The organism is Halomonas sp. HK25 (assembly GCF_047795635.1).
Classification (GTDB): domain Bacteria; phylum Pseudomonadota; class Gammaproteobacteria; order Pseudomonadales; family Halomonadaceae; genus Halomonas.
Genome location: NZ_CP181044.1, coordinates 590,593 through 609,006, shown reverse-complemented (window position 1 = coordinate 609,006; position 18,414 = coordinate 590,593). Strand labels below are relative to the sequence as shown.

The 18,414-nt window shown below is 65.1% G+C and carries 17 protein-coding genes; 5 read left to right on the top strand and 12 right to left on the bottom strand.

The genetic code is table 11. The features are described from left to right. Positions 1-6: 6 nt before the first annotated feature. From ACM26W_RS02965 to ACM26W_RS02920, 10 genes are all read right to left on the bottom strand, one after another. The gene (locus ACM26W_RS02965) at positions 7-1,374 is read right to left on the bottom strand and encodes a Rieske 2Fe-2S domain-containing protein (RefSeq protein WP_416139389.1); all 1,368 of its coding nucleotides are present in this window, start codon (positions 1,372-1,374) and stop codon (positions 7-9) included. Positions 1,375-1,633: 259 nt separating this feature from the next. Continuing rightward, the gene (gene catA, locus ACM26W_RS02960) at positions 1,634-2,608 is read right to left on the bottom strand and encodes a catechol 1,2-dioxygenase (protein ID WP_416139388.1); all 975 of its coding nucleotides are present in this window, start codon (positions 2,606-2,608) and stop codon (positions 1,634-1,636) included. A gap of 536 nt (positions 2,609-3,144) precedes the next feature. After that, complete coding sequence (locus tag ACM26W_RS02955; RefSeq protein WP_416139387.1) at positions 3,145-4,395, bottom strand: benzoate/H(+) symporter BenE family transporter; 1,251 nt, start codon at positions 4,393-4,395, stop codon at positions 3,145-3,147. A 95-nt stretch (positions 4,396-4,490) separates the two neighbouring features. Next, entirely contained in the window at positions 4,491-5,300 is an 810-nt protein-coding gene (benD, locus tag ACM26W_RS02950) for a benzoate diol dehydrogenase BenD (RefSeq protein WP_416139386.1), read from the bottom strand. Continuing rightward, entirely contained in the window at positions 5,297-6,337 is a 1,041-nt protein-coding gene (gene benC, locus ACM26W_RS02945; RefSeq protein WP_416139385.1) for a benzoate 1,2-dioxygenase electron transfer component BenC, read from the bottom strand. Before benC ends, benD begins: the two co-directional genes overlap by 4 nt. 37 nt (positions 6,338-6,374) lie before the next feature. Further along, positions 6,375-6,863, bottom strand: coding sequence for a benzoate 1,2-dioxygenase small subunit (gene benB, locus ACM26W_RS02940; protein ID WP_416139384.1), 489 nt, complete (start codon positions 6,861-6,863; stop codon positions 6,375-6,377). A 13-nt stretch (positions 6,864-6,876) separates the two neighbouring features. Then, entirely contained in the window at positions 6,877-8,244 is a 1,368-nt protein-coding gene (locus ACM26W_RS02935) for a Rieske 2Fe-2S domain-containing protein (RefSeq protein WP_416139383.1), read from the bottom strand. A gap of 120 nt (positions 8,245-8,364) precedes the next feature. Further along, the gene (gene catA, locus ACM26W_RS02930) at positions 8,365-9,339 is read right to left on the bottom strand and encodes a catechol 1,2-dioxygenase (RefSeq protein WP_416139382.1); all 975 of its coding nucleotides are present in this window, start codon (positions 9,337-9,339) and stop codon (positions 8,365-8,367) included. Between the two features lie 68 nt (positions 9,340-9,407). Beyond that, positions 9,408-9,698, bottom strand: a complete 291-nt coding sequence (catC, locus tag ACM26W_RS02925; protein ID WP_416139381.1) for a muconolactone Delta-isomerase — start codon at positions 9,696-9,698, stop codon at positions 9,408-9,410. 45 nt (positions 9,699-9,743) lie between these two features. Further along, complete coding sequence (locus tag ACM26W_RS02920) at positions 9,744-10,865, bottom strand: muconate/chloromuconate family cycloisomerase (RefSeq protein ID WP_416139380.1); 1,122 nt, start codon at positions 10,863-10,865, stop codon at positions 9,744-9,746. Between the two features lie 106 nt (positions 10,866-10,971). Here ACM26W_RS02920 and ACM26W_RS02915 point away from each other — a divergent pair, with 106 nt between their 5' ends. Continuing rightward, complete coding sequence (locus ACM26W_RS02915; RefSeq protein ID WP_416139379.1) at positions 10,972-11,874, top strand: LysR family transcriptional regulator; 903 nt, start codon at positions 10,972-10,974, stop codon at positions 11,872-11,874. Here the strand turns inward: ACM26W_RS02915 and ACM26W_RS02910 are convergent. Further along, positions 11,865-12,770, bottom strand: coding sequence for a LysR substrate-binding domain-containing protein (locus tag ACM26W_RS02910; RefSeq protein WP_416139378.1), 906 nt, complete (start codon positions 12,768-12,770; stop codon positions 11,865-11,867). The genes ACM26W_RS02915 and ACM26W_RS02910 overlap by 10 nt on opposite strands. A gap of 116 nt (positions 12,771-12,886) precedes the next feature. On the opposite strand from ACM26W_RS02910, the gene ACM26W_RS02905 reads away from it, so the two are divergent. From ACM26W_RS02905 to ACM26W_RS02890, 4 genes are all read left to right on the top strand, one after another. Further along, positions 12,887-14,113 carry a M20 aminoacylase family protein gene (locus ACM26W_RS02905; RefSeq protein WP_416139377.1) on the top strand — a complete coding sequence of 409 codons (1,227 nt, stop codon included), beginning with the start codon at positions 12,887-12,889 and terminating at the stop codon, positions 14,111-14,113. Positions 14,114-14,200: 87 nt separating this feature from the next. Further along, positions 14,201-15,229: a TRAP transporter substrate-binding protein gene (locus ACM26W_RS02900; RefSeq protein ID WP_416139376.1), complete on the top strand. Its 1,029-nt coding sequence runs from the start codon at positions 14,201-14,203 to the stop codon at positions 15,227-15,229. 32 nt (positions 15,230-15,261) lie between these two features. After that, on the top strand, positions 15,262-15,762 hold the full coding sequence (locus ACM26W_RS02895; RefSeq protein ID WP_416139375.1) for a TRAP transporter small permease: 501 nt from the start codon (positions 15,262-15,264) through the stop codon (positions 15,760-15,762). Next, positions 15,759-17,051: a TRAP transporter large permease gene (locus ACM26W_RS02890; RefSeq protein ID WP_416139374.1), complete on the top strand. Its 1,293-nt coding sequence runs from the start codon at positions 15,759-15,761 to the stop codon at positions 17,049-17,051. Before ACM26W_RS02895 ends, ACM26W_RS02890 begins: the two co-directional genes overlap by 4 nt. Positions 17,052-17,147: 96 nt before the next feature. Here ACM26W_RS02890 and pobA read toward each other — a convergent pair whose 3' ends face one another. Continuing rightward, positions 17,148-18,332 carry a 4-hydroxybenzoate 3-monooxygenase gene (gene pobA / locus ACM26W_RS02885; protein WP_416139373.1) on the bottom strand — a complete coding sequence of 395 codons (1,185 nt, stop codon included), beginning with the start codon at positions 18,330-18,332 and terminating at the stop codon, positions 17,148-17,150. Positions 18,333-18,414: the final 82 nt, after the last annotated feature.

Genomic DNA, 18,414 nt, shown 5'->3' with positions numbered 1-18,414 from the left:
CCTCCTTCAGGCCGATTCGGTGGCGATAAACTGGCTGCGCTCTTTCTCGATGGCGCGCAGCATCTCCTCGACCCAGTGCTGGTGGTGCAGCACATACAGGCCTTCGTCCTCGGGGGAGGCACCGCTGAGCAGCGGCTTCATGCCGATCGCCTGGGCGTTGTCGTCGGCGCCCTCGATCCACTGCTTGGCCCCGCGGGAGAGGTCGTTCCACTCCGCCAGCTCACCGTGGTAACCCTCCTGGCAGGCGCGAAACTCCTCGAGGTCGTCCGGCGTGCCCATGCCCGAGACGTTGAAGAAGTCCTCGTACTGGCGGATGCGGATCCGGCGGTTCTCGGCCGACTCGCCCTTGGGCGCGAAGCAGTAGATGGTCACCTCGCTCTTGTCCACCGAGATCGGACGAATCACCCGGATCTGGGTGGAGAACTGGTCCATCAGGTAGACGTTGGGGTAGAGGCAGAGGTTACGGGTCTGGTTGACGATGGAGTCGGCCCGTGCCTCGCCGAATTCCTTCTCGATCCACTCCTTCTGCTGGTAGACCGGGCGCACCTCGGGGTTGAGCAGCCGGGTCCACAGCAGCATGTGGCCGTTCTCGTAGGAGTAGAAGCCGCCCTGGCTCTTCGACCAGCCGTCGGCGTCCACCGCCTTGGTGCCGCCGGTGTCGTAGTTGCGGCGATCCATGGTCGAGGCGTAGTTCCAGTGCACGGTGCTGACGTGGTAGCCGTCGGCGCCGTTCTCGGCCCCCAGTTTCCAGTTGCCGTTGAAGGTGTAGGAGGAGGTGCCGCGCAGGATCTCCAGCCCTTCCGGGGCCTGGTCGACGATGTTGTCGATGATCTTGGTGGTCTCGCCCAGGTACTCTTCCAGCGGCGGCACGTCGGCGTTCAGGCTGCCGAACAGGAAGCCCTTGTAGTTCTCGAAGCGCGGCACCCGCTTGAGGTCGTGGGAGCCCTCCTGCTTGAAGGCGTCCGGGTAGGCGCCATTCTTCTCGTTCTTGGCCTTGAGCAGCTTGCCGTCGTTCTTGAAGGTCCAGCCGTGGAAGGGGCAGGTGAAGGTGCCCTTGTTGCCCTGCTTGCGGCGGCACAGGGTGGCGCCGCGGTGGGCACAGGCGTTGATCAGGCCGTGCAGTTCACCGGCCTTGTCGCGGGTGATGACGACGGGCTGGCGGCCCATGGTCACGGTCATGTAGTCGCCCGGCTCGCTGATCTGGCTCTCGTGGGCCAGAAACAGCCAGTTGCCTTCGAAGATGTGCTTCATCTCGAGCTCGAAGAAGGCCGGGTCGGTGAACATGCTGCGGTGGCAGCGGAAGATGCCTTTCTCGGCGTCGTCGACGACGGCACCGCGCACACGCGTTTCGAGTTGATCAAGCTGGGTGGTCATGGAGTAATCCTCATTATCGTGTCGTAACCGCTTGGGGCTGATCCGGGGGCAGGCCTGCGAGGGGGCGCCATGAACCCCTCCCTGGGGGCTACCTAGACCCTGCTTCGCTCTCGCATCCTGCTCCGCTTGCAGGTCCGGTGCTGGCCATCCATGGCCAGCCCGTTCGGAGCAATGCTCCTCACCCCTGGTCCACGGACCCCCTCTTCGGCCTACCCCCGGCGCCCCGCACCGGAGGTAACGGAAATAACCCGGATGCCGATCAGACCTTGGCGGTGCCGGCCAGCTGGCTGTGCTGGTCCTGCGCGTCTTCCTTGGCCCGCGGACGGGCGTGGCGGTGCTGCAGCTCGGCCACGTCGGTCTTGGCCAGCTCGATGTCGAACACCACCTCGGAGAAGGGGCCGTCCAGCTCGCGCTTGGCGATCTCGGCCTGATCCTCGATACGCTTGGCCGGTACCACCAGCTCCTCGCGGGTCGCGAAGGCGAAGTCGTCGAAGGTGTAGGGGTCGCCGGCCAGGTTGATCTGGGTGGTCAGGTGCTGGTGATCCGGCGCGGAGATGAAGTAGTGGATGTGCGCCGGGCGCTCGCCGTGACGGCCCAGGGACTTCAGCACCACGTCGGTCGGGGCGCCTTCGGGCACGCCGTAACCGGAGGGGATGATGCTGCGCGCGGTGTAGCGCCCTTCGCTGTCCGCATAGATGGTGCGGCGCATGTTGTACTCGCTCTGGGTCGGGTCGAAGAACGAGTAGCAGCCCTTGGAGTTGCAGTGCCAGATCTCGACCTTGGCGCCGGCGATCGGGGTGCCGTCAACGTCACGCACCTGGCCGGTCAGCCACATCACCTCGGCCTCGGGATCGCTGCCGTCGTCCATGCGCGCGAAGCCCTCGGCTTCCGGGGCGCCGGCCACGTAGAGCGGGCCCTCGATGGTGCGCGGGGTGCCGCCGGTGCGCTTGGCCTCGGCGTCCGCCGCATCCTGGCGCATGTCCAGGTAGTGGTCGAAGCCCAGGCCCGGCGAGAGCAGGCCGAACTGGGTCTGGCTGCCCAGCGCGTTGAGCAGGCTGACGGCGGACCAGTACTCTTCCTCGCTGACGTCGAAGTCGTCGATCAGCTTGTAGAGGTCGGAGAGCAGGCGGTGCATGATCTGCTTGCTGCGCTCGTTGCCCCCTTCCTGGTCGAAGCCGGCGACGGTCTTCAGGAAATCCTGGACGTCGGGGGTATCGAATATCTTCACGGTCATGGTCGTCTCCACTGATTGTCGTTGTGAGCGGCTGTCTCTGGCCGAGACCCGCTTCTTCTGGATGTCGAGGTGATTCTGGCCCTCGCCGCAAGCCCCAACCAATATCGAATGGGTTCCTCGCCATACCCCTGGAGTATCGGCCCAACCAGCCGGCCAGGCCAGCACGCCGCCGCGGATCACGGGGAAAAAAACATGGTTTTCCAGTGAATTAACCAGCCGATTCGTGACCTCGGCGGCACCAGACAGAGGCGGCCATCGCGCGAGACCGCCATGCCAGCGGCGTAGCGCGGTCACAACAGGGGGGTTGCCGGCGCTTTGAGGGCGCCGCCGGGGCAAAAGATCACGCTCTGTCAACCCGGCATCGCCGGGACATTGCGACAAAAGCATAATGACCGACACCTCGAACACCCTCTCGCCAGCTGTGGCGGAGATCGGCCACAAAAAAGGCCCGTATCACTGAAGCGGATACGGGCCAAGGAGGATTGCGGTTATCGCGCGTCGCCAGGCACGGCGGCATCAGCCTGCGTGAAGCCGGTTTATTCTCCCGCCTGCTTCTTCAAGGGGTGGGCCTTACTGACAAACTCGAAGTCCTTGGTCTCGAAGATCAGCGAGACCACCACGCCCAGTACCAGGGCCCAGAAGGTGGCGCCGATGCCCAGGATCTGGATGCCCGAGGCGGCGATCAGGAAGGCGAACAGCGAACCCATCTCGTGCTTCTTGCCGGAGAAGGCAATGGCCATGGCCGAGGTGATCACCCGCATCAGGGCCAGGCCGGCAATGATGGTGATGAAGTAGCGCGGCGTGGCATCGAGCAGGCTCACCACATAGCCGTAGAAGGGCGCGGCCACCACGAAGATGGCCCCGGCGACCACCGCGGCCACCCAGCGCTTCTCGTGAGTGCCCGCCTCCGGCGAGGAGCAGATGCCGGTCATGGGGGCGGCGATACAGGTGCTGTGCAGGTTGAAGAAGGCGGAGACCATGGTGCCAATGCCGCCCACGGCGGTGATGCCGTTGGCCGGCACCTCCTTGTAGCCCATCCCCTTCACCAGGCCGACGCCGGCCGGGGTCTCCATGCCCACCAGGATGATCGCCAGCGGCAGGCCGTAGGTCAGGAAGGCGGCCAGGGTGAACTGGGGGACGATGAACTCGGGGAAGCGGATGGTGGCTTCGATACCCGACAGGTCCACGCCGGTGGCAATCAGGTAGATGACCCCCGCCAGCATGGAGACGATCAGCGGCGGCACCTTGCGCAGCAGCCGCGCCGAGACGAAGAAGGCCAGGATCATGATGGTCGCCGGCACGATGGCATTCTCCAGCGGCCGTACCATGTTGAGGCCGAAGCTGAGCAGCATGCCGCCGACCATGCCCATGACGATCGGCATCGGCATGAGGCGCATGACGATACCCATGACGCCGGTCAGACCGGCCACCAGCGAGATGGCCCCGGCAATCAGGGTCGCCCCCAACGCCGCTTCCAGGCCCACCACGGGAATCACCGCCGCGAACATCAGCGCGCCGGGAATGGAGTTGGCCATGGGCAGCGGCAGCCGGTAGTAGGACGGTACCAGCAGGCCGAACAGGCCATTGATCATCAGGTAGCTGATGACCCAGATCATGATGAACGAGGAATCGAGGCCGGCGGCGGTGCCGGCGCTGATATGGACGACCCCGACACTGAGCCCCAGGATGCCGGCCACCAGGCCGGTACTGGCGTTGTCGACGTTGAGGTCGCGTATGAAGTCTCTGGGCGCGTGCCTGAGGCTGACGCCCTTCTCGATATGCTTCACGGTGAGCTCCGGGGGGAATGTTGTCGTTGGTATTGTGTCGTTGGCAGTCGGCGAAGTGCGCCGATTCGGCTCTGACCGAACCGGCGCGACGCTGACTAGCCCTGGTCGCCGCCAGACACCGGCAACACGCTGCCGGTGATGTAGCTGGCATCGTCCGAGGCCAGGAACAGAATCGGCGCGGCCATCTCCTCCAGGGTGCCGTAGCGACCCATCAGGCAGCTGGCCTTGGTCTGGTCGATATGGGCCTGGAACCAGGCCTGCTCCGTCTCATTACGCGCCTCGGGGGTGCCGCGTGAGATCTTCCGCGGCGGCGCCTCGGTGCCGCCGGGGGCGGTGGCCACCACGCGGATACCGTGCTCGGCATATTCGAAGGCCAGGGAGGCGGTCATGGCATTGACGCCGCCCTTGGCCGCCGAGTAGGGAATCCGGTGGATCCCGCGCGTGGCCGCAGAGGATACGTTGACGATGACACCGCTACCCTGCTCCACCATGGTCGGCAGGACGGCGCGGCAGCACCACAGGGTGGGCATCAGCGAGCGGGTGATCTCGGCGCTGATCTCGGTATCGGTGAACTCGGTGAACGGCTTGAAGTTGATCGCGCCGCCCACGTTGTTGACCAGGATATCGATCCGCCCGAAGTGCTCCACCGTCTTCGCCATCACGTCCGCCGCGCCTTCCCAGGTCTCCAGGTCGGCCTGCAGGGCGATGGCGTCCACACCCTGCTCGCGCAGAGCGTCGACCACCTCATGAATGAGGTCGGCACGGTCCACCAGGGCCAGGCGGGCACCCTCGGCGCCGGCCTGCTCGGCGACCCGCTGGCCGATCCCCTGAGCGGCACCGGTCACTACCATGACCCGATCTTGAAAACGTGGGCCGTTGAAACACGGGTTGGCGAAGCGGCTCATGACTTGCTCCCCGCCTCATTGGGCGTGAACTTCTCGTAGTGGAAACTCTGCGGCACGATGCCCTGGGCATCGAAATGCTTGAGCACCGCGTCGACCATGGGAGGCGGACCGCACAGGTAGACGTCGATGTCGCCATCGTGCATCACCTCAGGGTCCATGTGATGCGTCACATAGCCCTTGCGCGGATGCTCGCTGGCCTCATCCACCACCACGGTGGCGTAGGTGAAGTTGGGCAGCTTGGCCGCGATAGCCTCCAGGGCGTCGACCTTGACCAGGTGGTCGTCCTTGTTGACGCCGTAGATCAGGTGGATCGGCGCCTCGGCGCCCTTCTCCTCTTCCCGTTTCTGGACCAGCTGGGAGAGCATGGAGAGGAAGGGCGCCAGGCCAGTACCGCCGGCCAGCATCAGCACCGGGCGGGTGACCTCACGGATATAGAAGCTGCCCAGCGGGCCGGTCAGGGTCAGGCGATCACCCGCCGCGGCCCGATCACCGAGATAGCCACTCATCACCCCGTTGGGGATGTTGCGGATCAGGAAGGTGGCCCGCTTCTCGCCCGGCAGGGAGCTGAACGAGTAGGAGCGATGCGACTCGGTGCCCGGCACGTCGATATGTACGTACTGGCCGGGCAGGAAGCTGATCGCGGCGCCTTCATCCAGATCCACCGCCAGCTCGATGCTGTCCTCGGAGAGCTGCTCGACCGCGGCGACCGTGCCCTCGACCTTGCCCACCTCGGTCTTGCACAGGGTGGAAGCCACCGGCACCTGGATGACGCAGTCGGTAGACGGCACCATCTGGCAGGTCAGCACCATGCCTTCGGCGGCCTCCTCGTCGGAGAGCGCATCCTCGATGTACTCGTCGCCCATGTCGAACTCGCCCTGCTCGCAGTGGCCCTTGCAGGTGCCACAGACGCCGTCGGAGCAGTCCATCGGCAGGTTGACCTTCTGACGGTAGGCGGCATCGAGAACCGTTTCACCTTCCTTGCAGCCGATGAATCGGGTGACGCCGTCCTCGAAGTTGAGGGCAATGGTGTAGCTCATGGTCGTTCTCCTCCGACACCGGGTCTTCGTATACCAGTCAGATGTGATAGATATCGATGACCTGGTGGATATAGTCGTTGTTGAGTTGCACTACCTTGCGCGTGATCAGCGGTGACTCGCCCGACACGTCCAGGGTGTAGAGGGAGTTCCCGAAGAACGTCTGGGTCGTCTTGTACCGGTGGCTCAGCGTCTGCCAGTTGAAGCGCAGCTCCACCTGGCCGCCCTCCTCCTTGAGCACCTCGATGTTGGTGATCTGGTGGGTCGTGCGCGGCTCCGGCAGGCTGGCACCCGAACGCTCGGTCTTGATCCGGTAGACCCGATCCTCCAGCCCCTCGCGGTTCGGGTAGTAGATCAGCGAGATCTCGCTGTGCGGGTCGCGGGTCAGCTCGTCGTCGTCGTCCCACGCCGGCATCCAGAACTCGGCGTCCTTGCTGTAACAGGTCAGCCACTCGTCCCACTGGCGGTCGTCGAGCAGCCGCGCCTCGCGGTACAGGAAAGCCTGGATCTCTTGGTAGCTAAGGCTCATGTCATGTCCTCCTTCAGGCCGATTCGGTGGCGATAAACTGGCTGCGCTCTTTCTCGATGGCGCGCAGCATCTCCTCGACCCAGTGCTGGTGGTGCAGCACATACAGGCCTTCGTCCTCGGGGGAGGCACCGCTGAGCAGCGGCTTCATGCCGATCGCCTGGGCGTTGTCGTCGGCGCCCTCGATCCACTGCTTGGCCCCGCGGGAGAGGTCGTTCCACTCCGCCAGCTCACCGTGGTAACCCTCCTGGCAGGCGCGAAACTCCTCGAGGTCGTCCGGCGTGCCCATGCCCGAGACGTTGAAGAAGTCCTCGTACTGGCGGATGCGGATCCGGCGGTTCTCGGCCGACTCGCCCTTGGGCGCGAAGCAGTAGATGGTCACCTCGCTCTTGTCCACCGAGATCGGACGAATCACCCGGATCTGGGTGGAGAACTGGTCCATCAGGTAGACGTTGGGGTAGAGGCAGAGGTTACGGGTCTGGTTGACGATGGAGTCGGCCCGTGCCTCGCCGAATTCCTTCTCGATCCACTCCTTCTGCTGGTAGACCGGGCGCACCTCGGGGTTGAGCAGCCGGGTCCACAGCAGCATATGGCCGTTCTCGTAGGAGTAGAAGCCGCCCTGGCTCTTCGACCAGCCGTCGGCGTCCACCGCCTTGGTGCCGCCGGTGTCGTAGTTGCGGCGATCCATGGTCGAGGCGTAGTTCCAGTGCACGGTGCTGACGTGGTAGCCGTCGGCGCCGTTCTCGGCCCCCAGTTTCCAGTTGCCGTTGAAGGTGTAGGAGGAGGTGCCGCGCAGGATCTCCAGCCCTTCCGGGGCCTGGTCGACGATGTTGTCGATGATCTTGGTGGTCTCGCCCAGGTACTCTTCCAGCGGCGGCACGTCGGCGCTCAGGCTGCCGAACAGGAAGCCCTTGTAGTTCTCGAAGCGCGGCACCCGCTTGAGGTCGTGGGAGCCGTCCTGCTTGAAGGCGTCCGGGTAGGCGCCATTCTTCTCGTTCTTGGCCTTGAGCAGCTTGCCGTCGTTCTTGAAGGTCCAGCCGTGGAAGGGGCAGGTGAAGGTGCCCTTGTTGCCCTGCTTGCGGCGGCACAGGGTGGCGCCGCGGTGGGCACAGGCGTTGATCAGGCCGTGCAGCTCACCGGCCTTGTCGCGGGTGATGACGACGGGCTGGCGGCCCATGGTCACGGTCATGTAGTCGCCCGGCTCACTGATCTGGCTCTCGTGGGCCAGGAACAGCCAGTTGCCTTCGAAGATGTGCTTCATCTCGAGCTCGAAGAAGGCCGGGTCGGTGAACATGCTGCGGTGGCAGCGGAAGATGCCTTTCTCGGCGTCGTCGACGACGGCACCGCGCACACGCGTTTCGAGTTGATCAAGCTGGGTGGTCATGGAGTAATCCTCATTATCGTGTCGTAACCGCTTGGGGCTGATCCGGGGGCAGGTCGGTTGACGCTTCGGCCTACCCCCGGCGCCCCGCCCCGGAGGTAACGGAAATAATCCGGATGCCGATCAGACCTTGGCGGTGCCGGCCAGCTGGCTGTGCTGGTCCTGCTCGTCTTCCTTGGCCCGCGGACGGGCGTGGCGGTGCTGCAGCTCGGCCACGTCGGTCTTGGCCAGCTCGATGTCGAACACCACCTCGGAGAAGGGGCCGTCCAGCTCGCGCTTGGCGATCTCGGCCTGATCCTCGATACGCTTGGCCGGTACCACCAGCTCCTCGCGGGTCGCGAAGGCGAAGTCGTCGAAGGTGTAGGGGTCGCCGGCCAGGTTGATCTGGGTGGTCAGGTGCTGGTGATCCGGCGCGGAGATGAAGTAGTGGATGTGCGCCGGGCGCTCGCCGTGACGGCCCAGGGACTTCAGCACCACGTCGGTCGGGGCGCCTTCGGGCACGCCGTAACCGGAGGGGATGATGCTGCGCGCGGTGTAGCGCCCTTCGCTGTCCGCATAGATGGTGCGGCGCATGTTGTACTCGCTCTGGGTCGGGTCGAAGAACGAGTAGCAGCCCTTGGAGTTGCAGTGCCAGATCTCGACCTTGGCGCCGGCGATCGGGGTGCCGTCAACGTCACGCACCTGGCCGGTCAGCCACATCACCTCGGCCTCGGGATCGCTGCCGTCGTCCATGCGCGCGAAGCCCTCGGCTTCCGGGGCGCCGGCCACGTAGAGCGGGCCCTCGATGGTGCGCGGGGTGCCGCCGGTGCGCTTGGCCTCGGCGTCCGCCGCATCCTGGCGCATGTCCAGGTAGTGGTCGAAGCCCAGGCCCGGCGAGAGCAGGCCGAACTGGGTCTGGCTGCCCAGCGCGTTGAGCAGGCTGACGGCGGACCAGTACTCTTCCTCGCTGACGTCGAAGTCGTCGATCAGCTTGTAGAGGTCGGAGAGCAGGCGGTGCATGATCTGCTTGCTGCGCTCGTTGCCCCCTTCCTGGTCGAAGCCGGCGACGGTCTTCAGGAAATCCTGCACTTCGGGGGTATCGAATATCTTCACGGTCATGTGGGTATCCTCTTGGATTCTCTTTTTTTCCCCGTCAGTGACGGGCGCTGGCGTGGTTCATCCGCGACTCAGGAGTCGTCCTCGCGGATGGAGGACGGGTGGCGACACAGCGGCTTGACGCTGATCTCCATGTAGGGGAAGAGGGGCAGGTTGCTGACCAACTCCTGCAGCTCGGCGTTGTCCTCGACGTCGAATATGCTGACGTTCGAATAACTGCCGGCCACGCGCCACAGGTGGCGCCACTTGCCGGAGCGCTGCAGGTCCTGGGAGTAGGCCTTCTCGGTCGCCTTGATCTCGGCGGCCTGCTCGGCCGGCATCGACGGCGGCAGCTTGACGGTCATTTCCACGTGAAACAGCATGACGTTCTCCTCTTCAGTTCTTGAGCGACTCAGTTCTTGCGCGACTCAGCTCTTGCGCGAGTAGTGCACAAGCTTGTCTTCATCCAGGGTAATGCCCAGCCCTGGGCCGGCCGGCAAGTCGACGCCAAACTCAGTGTAGTTGAGCGGCTCGACGACGATGTCGTCCTTGAGCAGTAGCGGGCCGAACATCTCGGTGCCCCAGGCCATCTCGGGCAGGGTCGCCCAGGCGTGCAGGGAGGCGGCAGTGCCGATGGTGCCCTCCAGCAGGGTGCCGCCGTAGAGGCCAACGCCCGCGGCCTGGGCCACGTGGGCCAGTTCCAGAACGCCCTGCAGGCCGCCGGACTTGGCGATCTTGAGGGCGAAGGCGCCGCTGAAGCCGCCGCGCACCAGGTCGAGGCCATCGCGCGCATCCTGCACCGCCTCGTCGGCCAGCATCGGCACGTTGAAGCGGTTGGCCAGGCGGATCAGGCCGGCATGCTCGCGGGCCGGAATCGCCTGCTCGATCAGTTCGATGCCGGCGTCCTGCAGGGCCTGGATGCCGTAAACGGCGGTGGACTCGTCCCAGGCCTGGTTGACGTCGACGCGCACGCTGGCGCGATCGCCCAGGGCCTCCTTGACGGCGGCCACATGGCGCACGTCGTGCTTCACCGGGTTGGCGCCGATCTTCAGCTTGAAATCACAGTGGCGACGCTCGTCCAGGCGCAGCAGCGCCTCCTCGATGTCCTTGTCGGTGTCGCCGCTGGCCAGGGTCCAGAGCACCGGCAGGTGGGTCTGGCGGGCGCCGCCCAGCAGCTCGGCCACGCTGAGGCCCAGGCGCTTGCCCTGGGCGTCGAGCAGCGCGGTCTCCAGCGCCGACTTGGCGATCATGTTGCCGCGGGCATGGCGGTTGAGCAGGGCGCGCAGGGCATTGACGTTGCCGGAGGGCTGGCCGATCAGCAGCGGGGCCAGGTAGGCGTCGATGTTGCACTTGATGCTTTCGGGGCTCTCGGGGCCGTAGGCCAGGCCGCCGATGGTGGTGCCCTCCCCCAGGCCCTCGATGCCGTCGCTGTGGCGCATGCGCACGATGACCATGGTCTGGCAAGCCATGGTGGTCATGGAGAGCTTGTGGGGGCGGATGGTCGGCAGGTCGACCAGCAGTGTCTCGATGGACTGGATAGTGGCGGTCATGGCGGCTCCCGGTGCGGGCGGAATGTGGTGATTGCATGGCAGTCTGATTGCAGCGGGAAGATCGAACCAATATTGTTTGGGTGCCCTTCCATACCCAGGAGGTATCATGGAGCTGCGTCATCTCAGGTACTTCTGCGTGGTTGCGGAGGAGCTCAATCTCACCTGTGCGGCCGAGCGGTTGCACATGTCTCAGCCGCCTCTATCTCGGCAAATCAAGCAGTTGGAACAAGAGGTGGGGGCCGAACTCTTCGAGAGAAGCTCCCGCGGCCTGCGCCTCACCCCCACGGGGCTGTTCTTCCAGCAGCATGCCCTACAGATCCTCGAGAAGGTAGACGCCACCCTGGAGGCCACGCGCCGCATGGCCCGCAGCAAGCGCGCGCTGTTCGCCATCGGCTTCGTACCGTCGGTGTTCTACGGGCAGCTGCCGCTGCTGGTACGCGATTTGCGACAAAAGGATAATGTCGAACTGACCCTGACCGAGCTGACCACGGTGCAGCAGGTCCAGGCTCTCAAGGCCGGCCGCATCGACCTGGGCTTCGGCCGCATGAGAATCGACGACTCGGAAGTGGAGCAAGAGGTGCTGTTCGAGGAGCCGATCATGGCTGCCGTGCCCTGTGGCCACCCCCTGGAGGGCACCACGCCGACCCTTGAGGAACTGGCCCGCTACCCGCTGATCCTCTTCCCTGCCAAGCCCCGCCCCAGCATGGCCGATATCATGCTGGGCATGTTCCGCCGCCAGGGACTGAAGGTGGAGGTGGTTCAGGAGGCCAACGAGCTGCAGACGGCACTAGGCCTTGTGGCCTCGGAGATCGGCATCAGCCTGGTGCCGGAGCAGGTCAAGCGCGTGCGCCGCGACGGTGTCAGCTTCGTCTACCTCGCCGACAAGACCCTGACATCGCCGGTCCTGTGCAGCCGACGCCGCGGCGAGGCCCCCTCACCTACCATGCGAGAGGCCAACGCTATCCTCAAGGTGCTGGTGGAGAACCGCCGCCGCGGGCGCTATCCCTGATGCGACAGCGCAGCGATGTGGCGCATGAAAAGTGTCGCCAACCGCTGGGCGCCCGGGTGCAGGGGGACGCCCTTGAGCTTGAGCAAGCCGAGGGTAATGAGCGGAAAGGTGGGCAGGGCGTCGAAACGGGCCAGCCCTTGGCCAAACATGGAGTCCTGGAAAAGGATGCGAGGGCCGAAGCCGATCAGGTCAGTGCGTCGCATCAACTCCGTCATCAGCGTCGGCGAATCACACCGGACCGGCTGGCGAAGCAGGGTGATGTTCTGCTGCCCCAGCCAGGCTACCAGCTGCTGTGCCAGACTGCCGGAGGCCAGATTCAACACCCAGCGTGCCTCGGCCATCTGTGACCAGCTGCTCGCCGTCAACAGGGGGTGGCCCTGCCGTGCGGCGGGTTCGGCCCGAATCCTCGCCAGGGGTTCGAAGGCGATTTCGTAGGGCAGCCCTTCGGGCTCTGCGGCGGCGATGGCAAAATCGATCCGCCCTTCCATCAGCCCGGGCAGCACGTTGGTCAACATCCCTTCGACCAGAGTCAGGCTGGCATCCGGCTGCTCGCGTTCGAACTCGTTCAGCACACGGGGGAGCGCCGTGGCGGCAATCGCCGGCGTCACGCCGGCCGTGACCTGAATGCCGGCGCCGCCCCGAAGCCAGCGTATCTCGTCTCTGGCCTTGTCCAGGGTCGACAGCGCCAGACGGGCTCGCATCAGCAACGCCTGGCCGGCCGGCGTGAACTCCACACCCTTGTAGCTGCGCACCAGCAGTTCGGCCCCAAGATCGGCCTCCAGCTCCCGCAGCGCCTTGGTCAAGGCGCTCTGGCTCAGGTGCAACGCCCTGGCAGCCCCTCGTATGGAGCCCTGCTCGGCCACCTGCACCAGGGCCTTGAGTTGATGATCCTTCATGGCTTAAGTGAACACCTCAGGTTGTCACCAAGCAGATTATGTCGTCTTTACGTTGCCCCCGACCACTGTCAGCATCGATTTCAACCATAATAAATCCAAACTAGACGGTGCTTACCATGACGGCTCCCCTGAAGACCCCGCCAGATCTCGGCAACATGAAGGCCTGGCGACACCAGATTCATCAACACCCGGAACTCGGCTTTGAAGAGGTCGCTACCAGTCGCCTGGTGGCGGAACGGCTCGACGCGTGGGGCTACGAGGTCCATGCCGGCATCGCCGAAACCGGCGTGGTCGGCGTACTGCGCTGGGGCGATGGCACAGGTCCTCGTCTCGGGCTGCGCGCCGACATGGATGCCTTGCCCATTCAGGAGCAGACCGGCCTGCCCTGGGCCAGCCAGGTGGCGGGCAAGATGCATGCCTGCGGCCACGACGGCCATACCGCCATCCTGCTGGGCGCCGCCGAGGCCCTGGCCCGCCTGCATCGCGATAAAGGCCTGCCGGGCAGTGGCACCCTGACCCTGATCTTCCAGCCCGCCGAGGAGCTGGGCGGCGGCGGTGGCGCCCGGCGCATGATCGAGGAAGGCCTCTTCGAGCGCTTTCCCTGCGACGCCCTCTTCGCTCTGCACAACTACCCCGGCAAGCCCACCGGCCACTTCTATTTCCGCGAGGGCGCCTTTCTGGCCTCCTCGGACAAGGTCACGATCACATATACCGGCAAGAGCGGACATGGCGCCATGCCGCAGCTGGCCGTGGACCCGACCCTGCCGGCTGCCGCCACCGTGATGGCCCTGCAGAGCATCGTGGGGCGTAACGTGGACCCCAACCTCGCCTCGGTGATCAGCGTGGGCCGGCTGCAAGCGGGCAACTCCTACAACATCATCCCCGAGACCGCCGAGCTCGAACTGAGCGTCAGGACGCTGGACCCCGAGGTGCGCAACACCCTTGAGCGACGCATTCGCACGATCGCCCAGTCCCAGGCCGAGGCCTTCGACTGCCGCTGTGACGTGGCCTACGAGCGTGGCTATCCGGTGCTGATCAACGCACCCGAGGAGACTCAGCTGGCCGTGGAGACCGCCCGCGAGCTGTTCGGCGATGAGCGGGTCGAGGCGCCCGCCGCCCCGCTGACCGCCAGCGAGGATTGCGCCTTCTTCCTCGAGCATATCCCAGGCTGCTACCTGATGGTCGGCAACGGCGACAACGGCTATGACCAGGGCGCCCACCTCGGGCCCTGCAGCGTGCATAACCCCCATTACGACTTCAACGACGAGTGCCTGACGCCGGCCGCCGCCTTCTGGGTGGGCCTGGTATCACGCTTCTTCTCTGAGGCTTCCCAGCCTGCCTGAGCCCCATGGCGACAGGCTATCGCTGCCCCCCCGTACCCGAATCGGGACAACAACGAATCGGGACAACAACAAGACTGGAGATTCCCCATGACCCACCTGAAGAAAACCTCTCTGGCCATCGGTATCGCCCTCACCCTGGGCAGCGGCGCCAGCCACGCCCAGACCACCCTGAACCTCTCCAACTGGGTGCCGCCCAACCACTTCATCAGTACGGACATTCTCGGTGCCTGGGCAGAGGAGGTCACCGAGGCCACCGAAGGACGCGTCCAGATCAGGATGCTGCCGAGCGCCGTCGGCGCCCCCGAGCAGCACTGGGAACTGGCGCGAATGGGCGTGGCGGATATCACCTGGAGCAACTTCACCTACGAGCCCATGCGCTTCAAGTCACTGTGGTTTGCCGAGATGCCACTGACCGGTTCCAACGCGGTCGCCTCGTCCGTCGCCCTGTGGGAAACCATCGCAGAGCACCTGAGCGACGATGCCGCCTATGACGGGGTCAAGCTGCTGGGCGTCGGCCTGCTGGGCGGCGGCGCCCTGCACCACGGCAGCGAGCCGATGGTAGAGCCCGGGGACCTGCGCAATCAGAAGCTGCGCATGGGCGGCCCCATCCAGCGCGAGCTGCTGGAGGCCTTCGGTGCGGTCCCCGTGGCAGCGCCTGCTACCCGCGGCTACGAACTTCTCGAAAGCGGGGTCGTCGATGGCTCGCTGCATCCGCTGGAGTCGGTCATCGCTTTCCGGCTGGAGAGCCAGCTGGAGCACCACACGGTGTTCCCGGGCGGGTTCTACGATGCCAGCTTCTTCATCGGCATGAATGAGCGCAAGTGGAACTCCCTCTCCGAGGCGGATCAGGAGGCCATCATGAGCGTCTCCGGGGAGCATCTCTCGCGCCTCTGGGGCGAGCGCTTCCACGCCCAGAACCAGGCCGCGGAAGAGGCGCTGAAGGAGCAGGGCAACCAGTTCCACGAGCCCTCGGCGGCGATGCTCGAGAGGACCCGAGAGGTACGCGAGGCGATGCTGGCCGCCTGGGTGGAGGACATGGGTGAGATGGGCTATGACGACCCCATGGCGATCGTCGACTTCTACGAGAGCCGCTACCAGGCACTGGATAGCGAATAACCCGGCCAGCCCCTGCGGGGCAGGAGATACCCATGCGACACACGCTCAACCGCGTGAGACTGGGGGTGGAGGCAGTGCTGCTCACGGCACTGCTTGCCATCGTGGCTCTCACCTTCTGCGACGTGCTGGGGCGCCGGCTATTCGGCACCCCCATCTATGGCGCCCACGACATCACCGAGCATCTGATGGTGATCATCATCTTCTGTGGTTTGCCGCTGGTCACCGCTGACCGTGGCCACCTGGTCGTCGATCTGTTCGACCGCTGGCTCTCCTCGCCCAGCCTACGCTGGTGGCATACGCTGGTCTCGGTCGGCGTGGCAGCCATCCTCTTCCTGATTGCCTGGCAGTACCTGCTGGCCGCACGGCAGGCCGTGCTGATCCAGGAAGCGAGTCAGGCGCTCTATATACCGCGCAGCTACATGTACGCCTTCATGTCCTTTACCGCCTTTCTGGCTGGACTGGCCTCACTGCTGCCCGCCTCCCTCTTCAACGCCACGGCCTCCGTGCACGATCAGGAAGGGAATCCGCTATGATGATCGGCATCGTTTCCCTGCTCAGCGTGCTGCTGCTTGCCTTCCTGCGGGTACCACTGGCCTTTGCGCTGATGGCCGTCTCGATCGGCGGGCTCACCTTCATGGTCAGCTGGGACGTGGCACGCTCCATGGTCTCGCTGACCATCACCCAGGCGGTGTTCTCCTACGAGATGGCCGTGGTGCCGATGTTCGTGCTGATGGGGAACGTCCTGGCCCGTTCCGGCATCGCCGACGACCTGTTCCGCGCCGCCTATGCCTTCCTGGGGTCGATCCGCGGTGGCCTGGCGCTCTCCACCATGATGACCTGCGCCGGCTTTAGCGCCGTCTCCGGCTCCAGCCTGGCAACGGCCGCCACCATGTCAAAGGTGGCCTACCCGAGCATGAAGCGCTATGGCTACTCGGACTCCTTCGCCTCGGCGACCATCGCTGCGGGTGGCTCCCTGGGTATCCTGATCCCGCCCTCCATCATCCTGATCATCTACGGCATTCTCACCCAGACTAATATCGGACACCTGTTCATTGCCGGCGTACTGCCGGGCCTGCTTGGACTGGGCCTCTACCTGGTCGTGGTCTGGCTGGTGGCCCGCTGGCGGCCCGACAGCGCGCCCCGGGGCGAAGCCGTGCCCTTCAAGGAGAAGGTGGCCTCGCTGCGAGGCGTCTGGCCCTTTGGCCTGCTCTTCGTGATGGTCATCGGCGGGATCTATGTGGGGCTCTTCACACCCACCGAGGCAGGTGGCATGGGGGCCGGTTTCGCACTGATCATTGCCCTGCTGCAGCGGCGCATCGGCATCAGGCACCTACGCCGCATCTTCGTCGACACCGCCGCCACCTCGGTGATGCTCTATGCCGTGCTGTTCGGCGCCATGCTTTTCACCCACCTGATCTCCTTTTCGGGGTTGGGCGAAGGCATCCGCCAGGGCATCGAGGGCATGGGCCTGGGGCCCTACCAGACGCTGCTGATGATCCTGCTGGTATTCCTGGTCCTGGGCTGCGTGATGGATTCGCTCTCCATCATCCTGATCTGCGTGCCGCTGTTCGTGCCGACCCTGGCGGCCAGCGGATTCGACCTGGTGTGGTTCGGGATCATCGTGGTGGTGGTGACGGAGATCGCGCTAATAACGCCACCCATCGGCATGAACGTCTTCGTGATCAAGGCCAGCCTGCCCCATGTCCCGCTGGTCAGCATCTACAAGGGATTGGTGCCCTTCATCGGCGCGGATCTGATACGGCTGGGGCTGCTCATCGCCTTCCCCGCCATCTCCCTGCTGCTGGTGCAGATGATGCAATAGCGACGACGCCCTGTCAGGCAGGGAAACTGAACCAGCGACGGCCACGAATGTGGCCGTCGCTGTGTGTGCACCGTCGGTTCCAGAGCGGCTACAGCGCTACTCCAGGGATTCGTAGGGCAGGCCCACATAGTTCTCGGCGATGGTGGTCAGGCCAGCCTCGGAGCCGGTCACATAGTCCAACTCGGCCTGCTGCATGCGGGTGGCGAAGTCCTCCTCCTCGGAGAACTTGTGCAGCATGGAGGTCATCCACCAGGAGAAGCGCTCGGCCTTCCAGATCCGCTTGAGGCAGGTCTCGGAGTAGCGCGGGATCAGGTCGGTGCGGCCTTCCTGGTAGACCTTTGCCATCAGCCGGTAGAGGGTGTTGACGTCACTGGCGGCGAGATTCAGCCCCTTGGCCCCGGTGGGCGGTACGATGTGCGCGGCATCACCGACCAGGAACAGGCGGCCGTACTGCATCGGCTCGACCACGAAGCTGCGCAGCGGCGCGATGCTCTTCTCGATGGAGGGGCCGGTGACCAGCTTCTCGGCCACCTCATCGGGCAGACGGCGCTTGAGCTCCTCCCAGAAGCGCTCGTCGGACCAGTCTTCCACCTTCTCGTCCAATGACACCTGGATGTAGTAACGGCTGCGGGTCTCGGAGCGCATGCTGCACAGGCTGAAACCGCGCTCGTGACGGGCATAGATCAGCTCGTCGGAGACCGGCGGCGTGTCGGAGAGGATCCCCAGCCAGCCGAACGGATAGACCTTCTCGAACTCCTTGATGCGCCCCTCCGGGATCGACTGGCGCGACACCCCGTGGAAGCCGTCGCAGCCGGCCACGTAGTCGCAGTCGAGGCGATGGGTCTCGCCGTCCTTGTCGTAGGTCACCCAGGGCGCCTCGCTGTCCAGGTCGTGGAGCTGAACGTTGTCGGCCTCGTAGATCGTGCTGCCGCCGTTCGCCTCACGGGCCTCCATCAGGTCGCGGGTCACCTCGGTCTGGCCGTAGACCATCACCTGGCTGCCGCCGGTCAGGCCGGCCAGGTCCACGCGCACCCGGCGGTTGTCGAAGGCCAGCTCGAAGCCGTCATGGGGCAGCCCTTCGACATCCATGCGCTCATCGACTCCGGCCTCGCGCAGCAGGTCGACCATGCCCTGTTCCAGCACGCCGGCACGGATGCGGCTCAGCACGTACTCACCGCTCTTGCGTTCGAGAATGACGTTGTCGATGCCCTGGCGGCTCAGCAGCTGGCCGAGCAGCAGGCCCGAGGGTCCGGCACCGATGATGGCGACCTGTGTCTTCATGAGGGGAACTCCGTTGTTGTCGGTCGTGCTGCGAAGCATAGCGTACGAGTGTTCGCAGGGTGACTTGTATTTTTCAATGAAA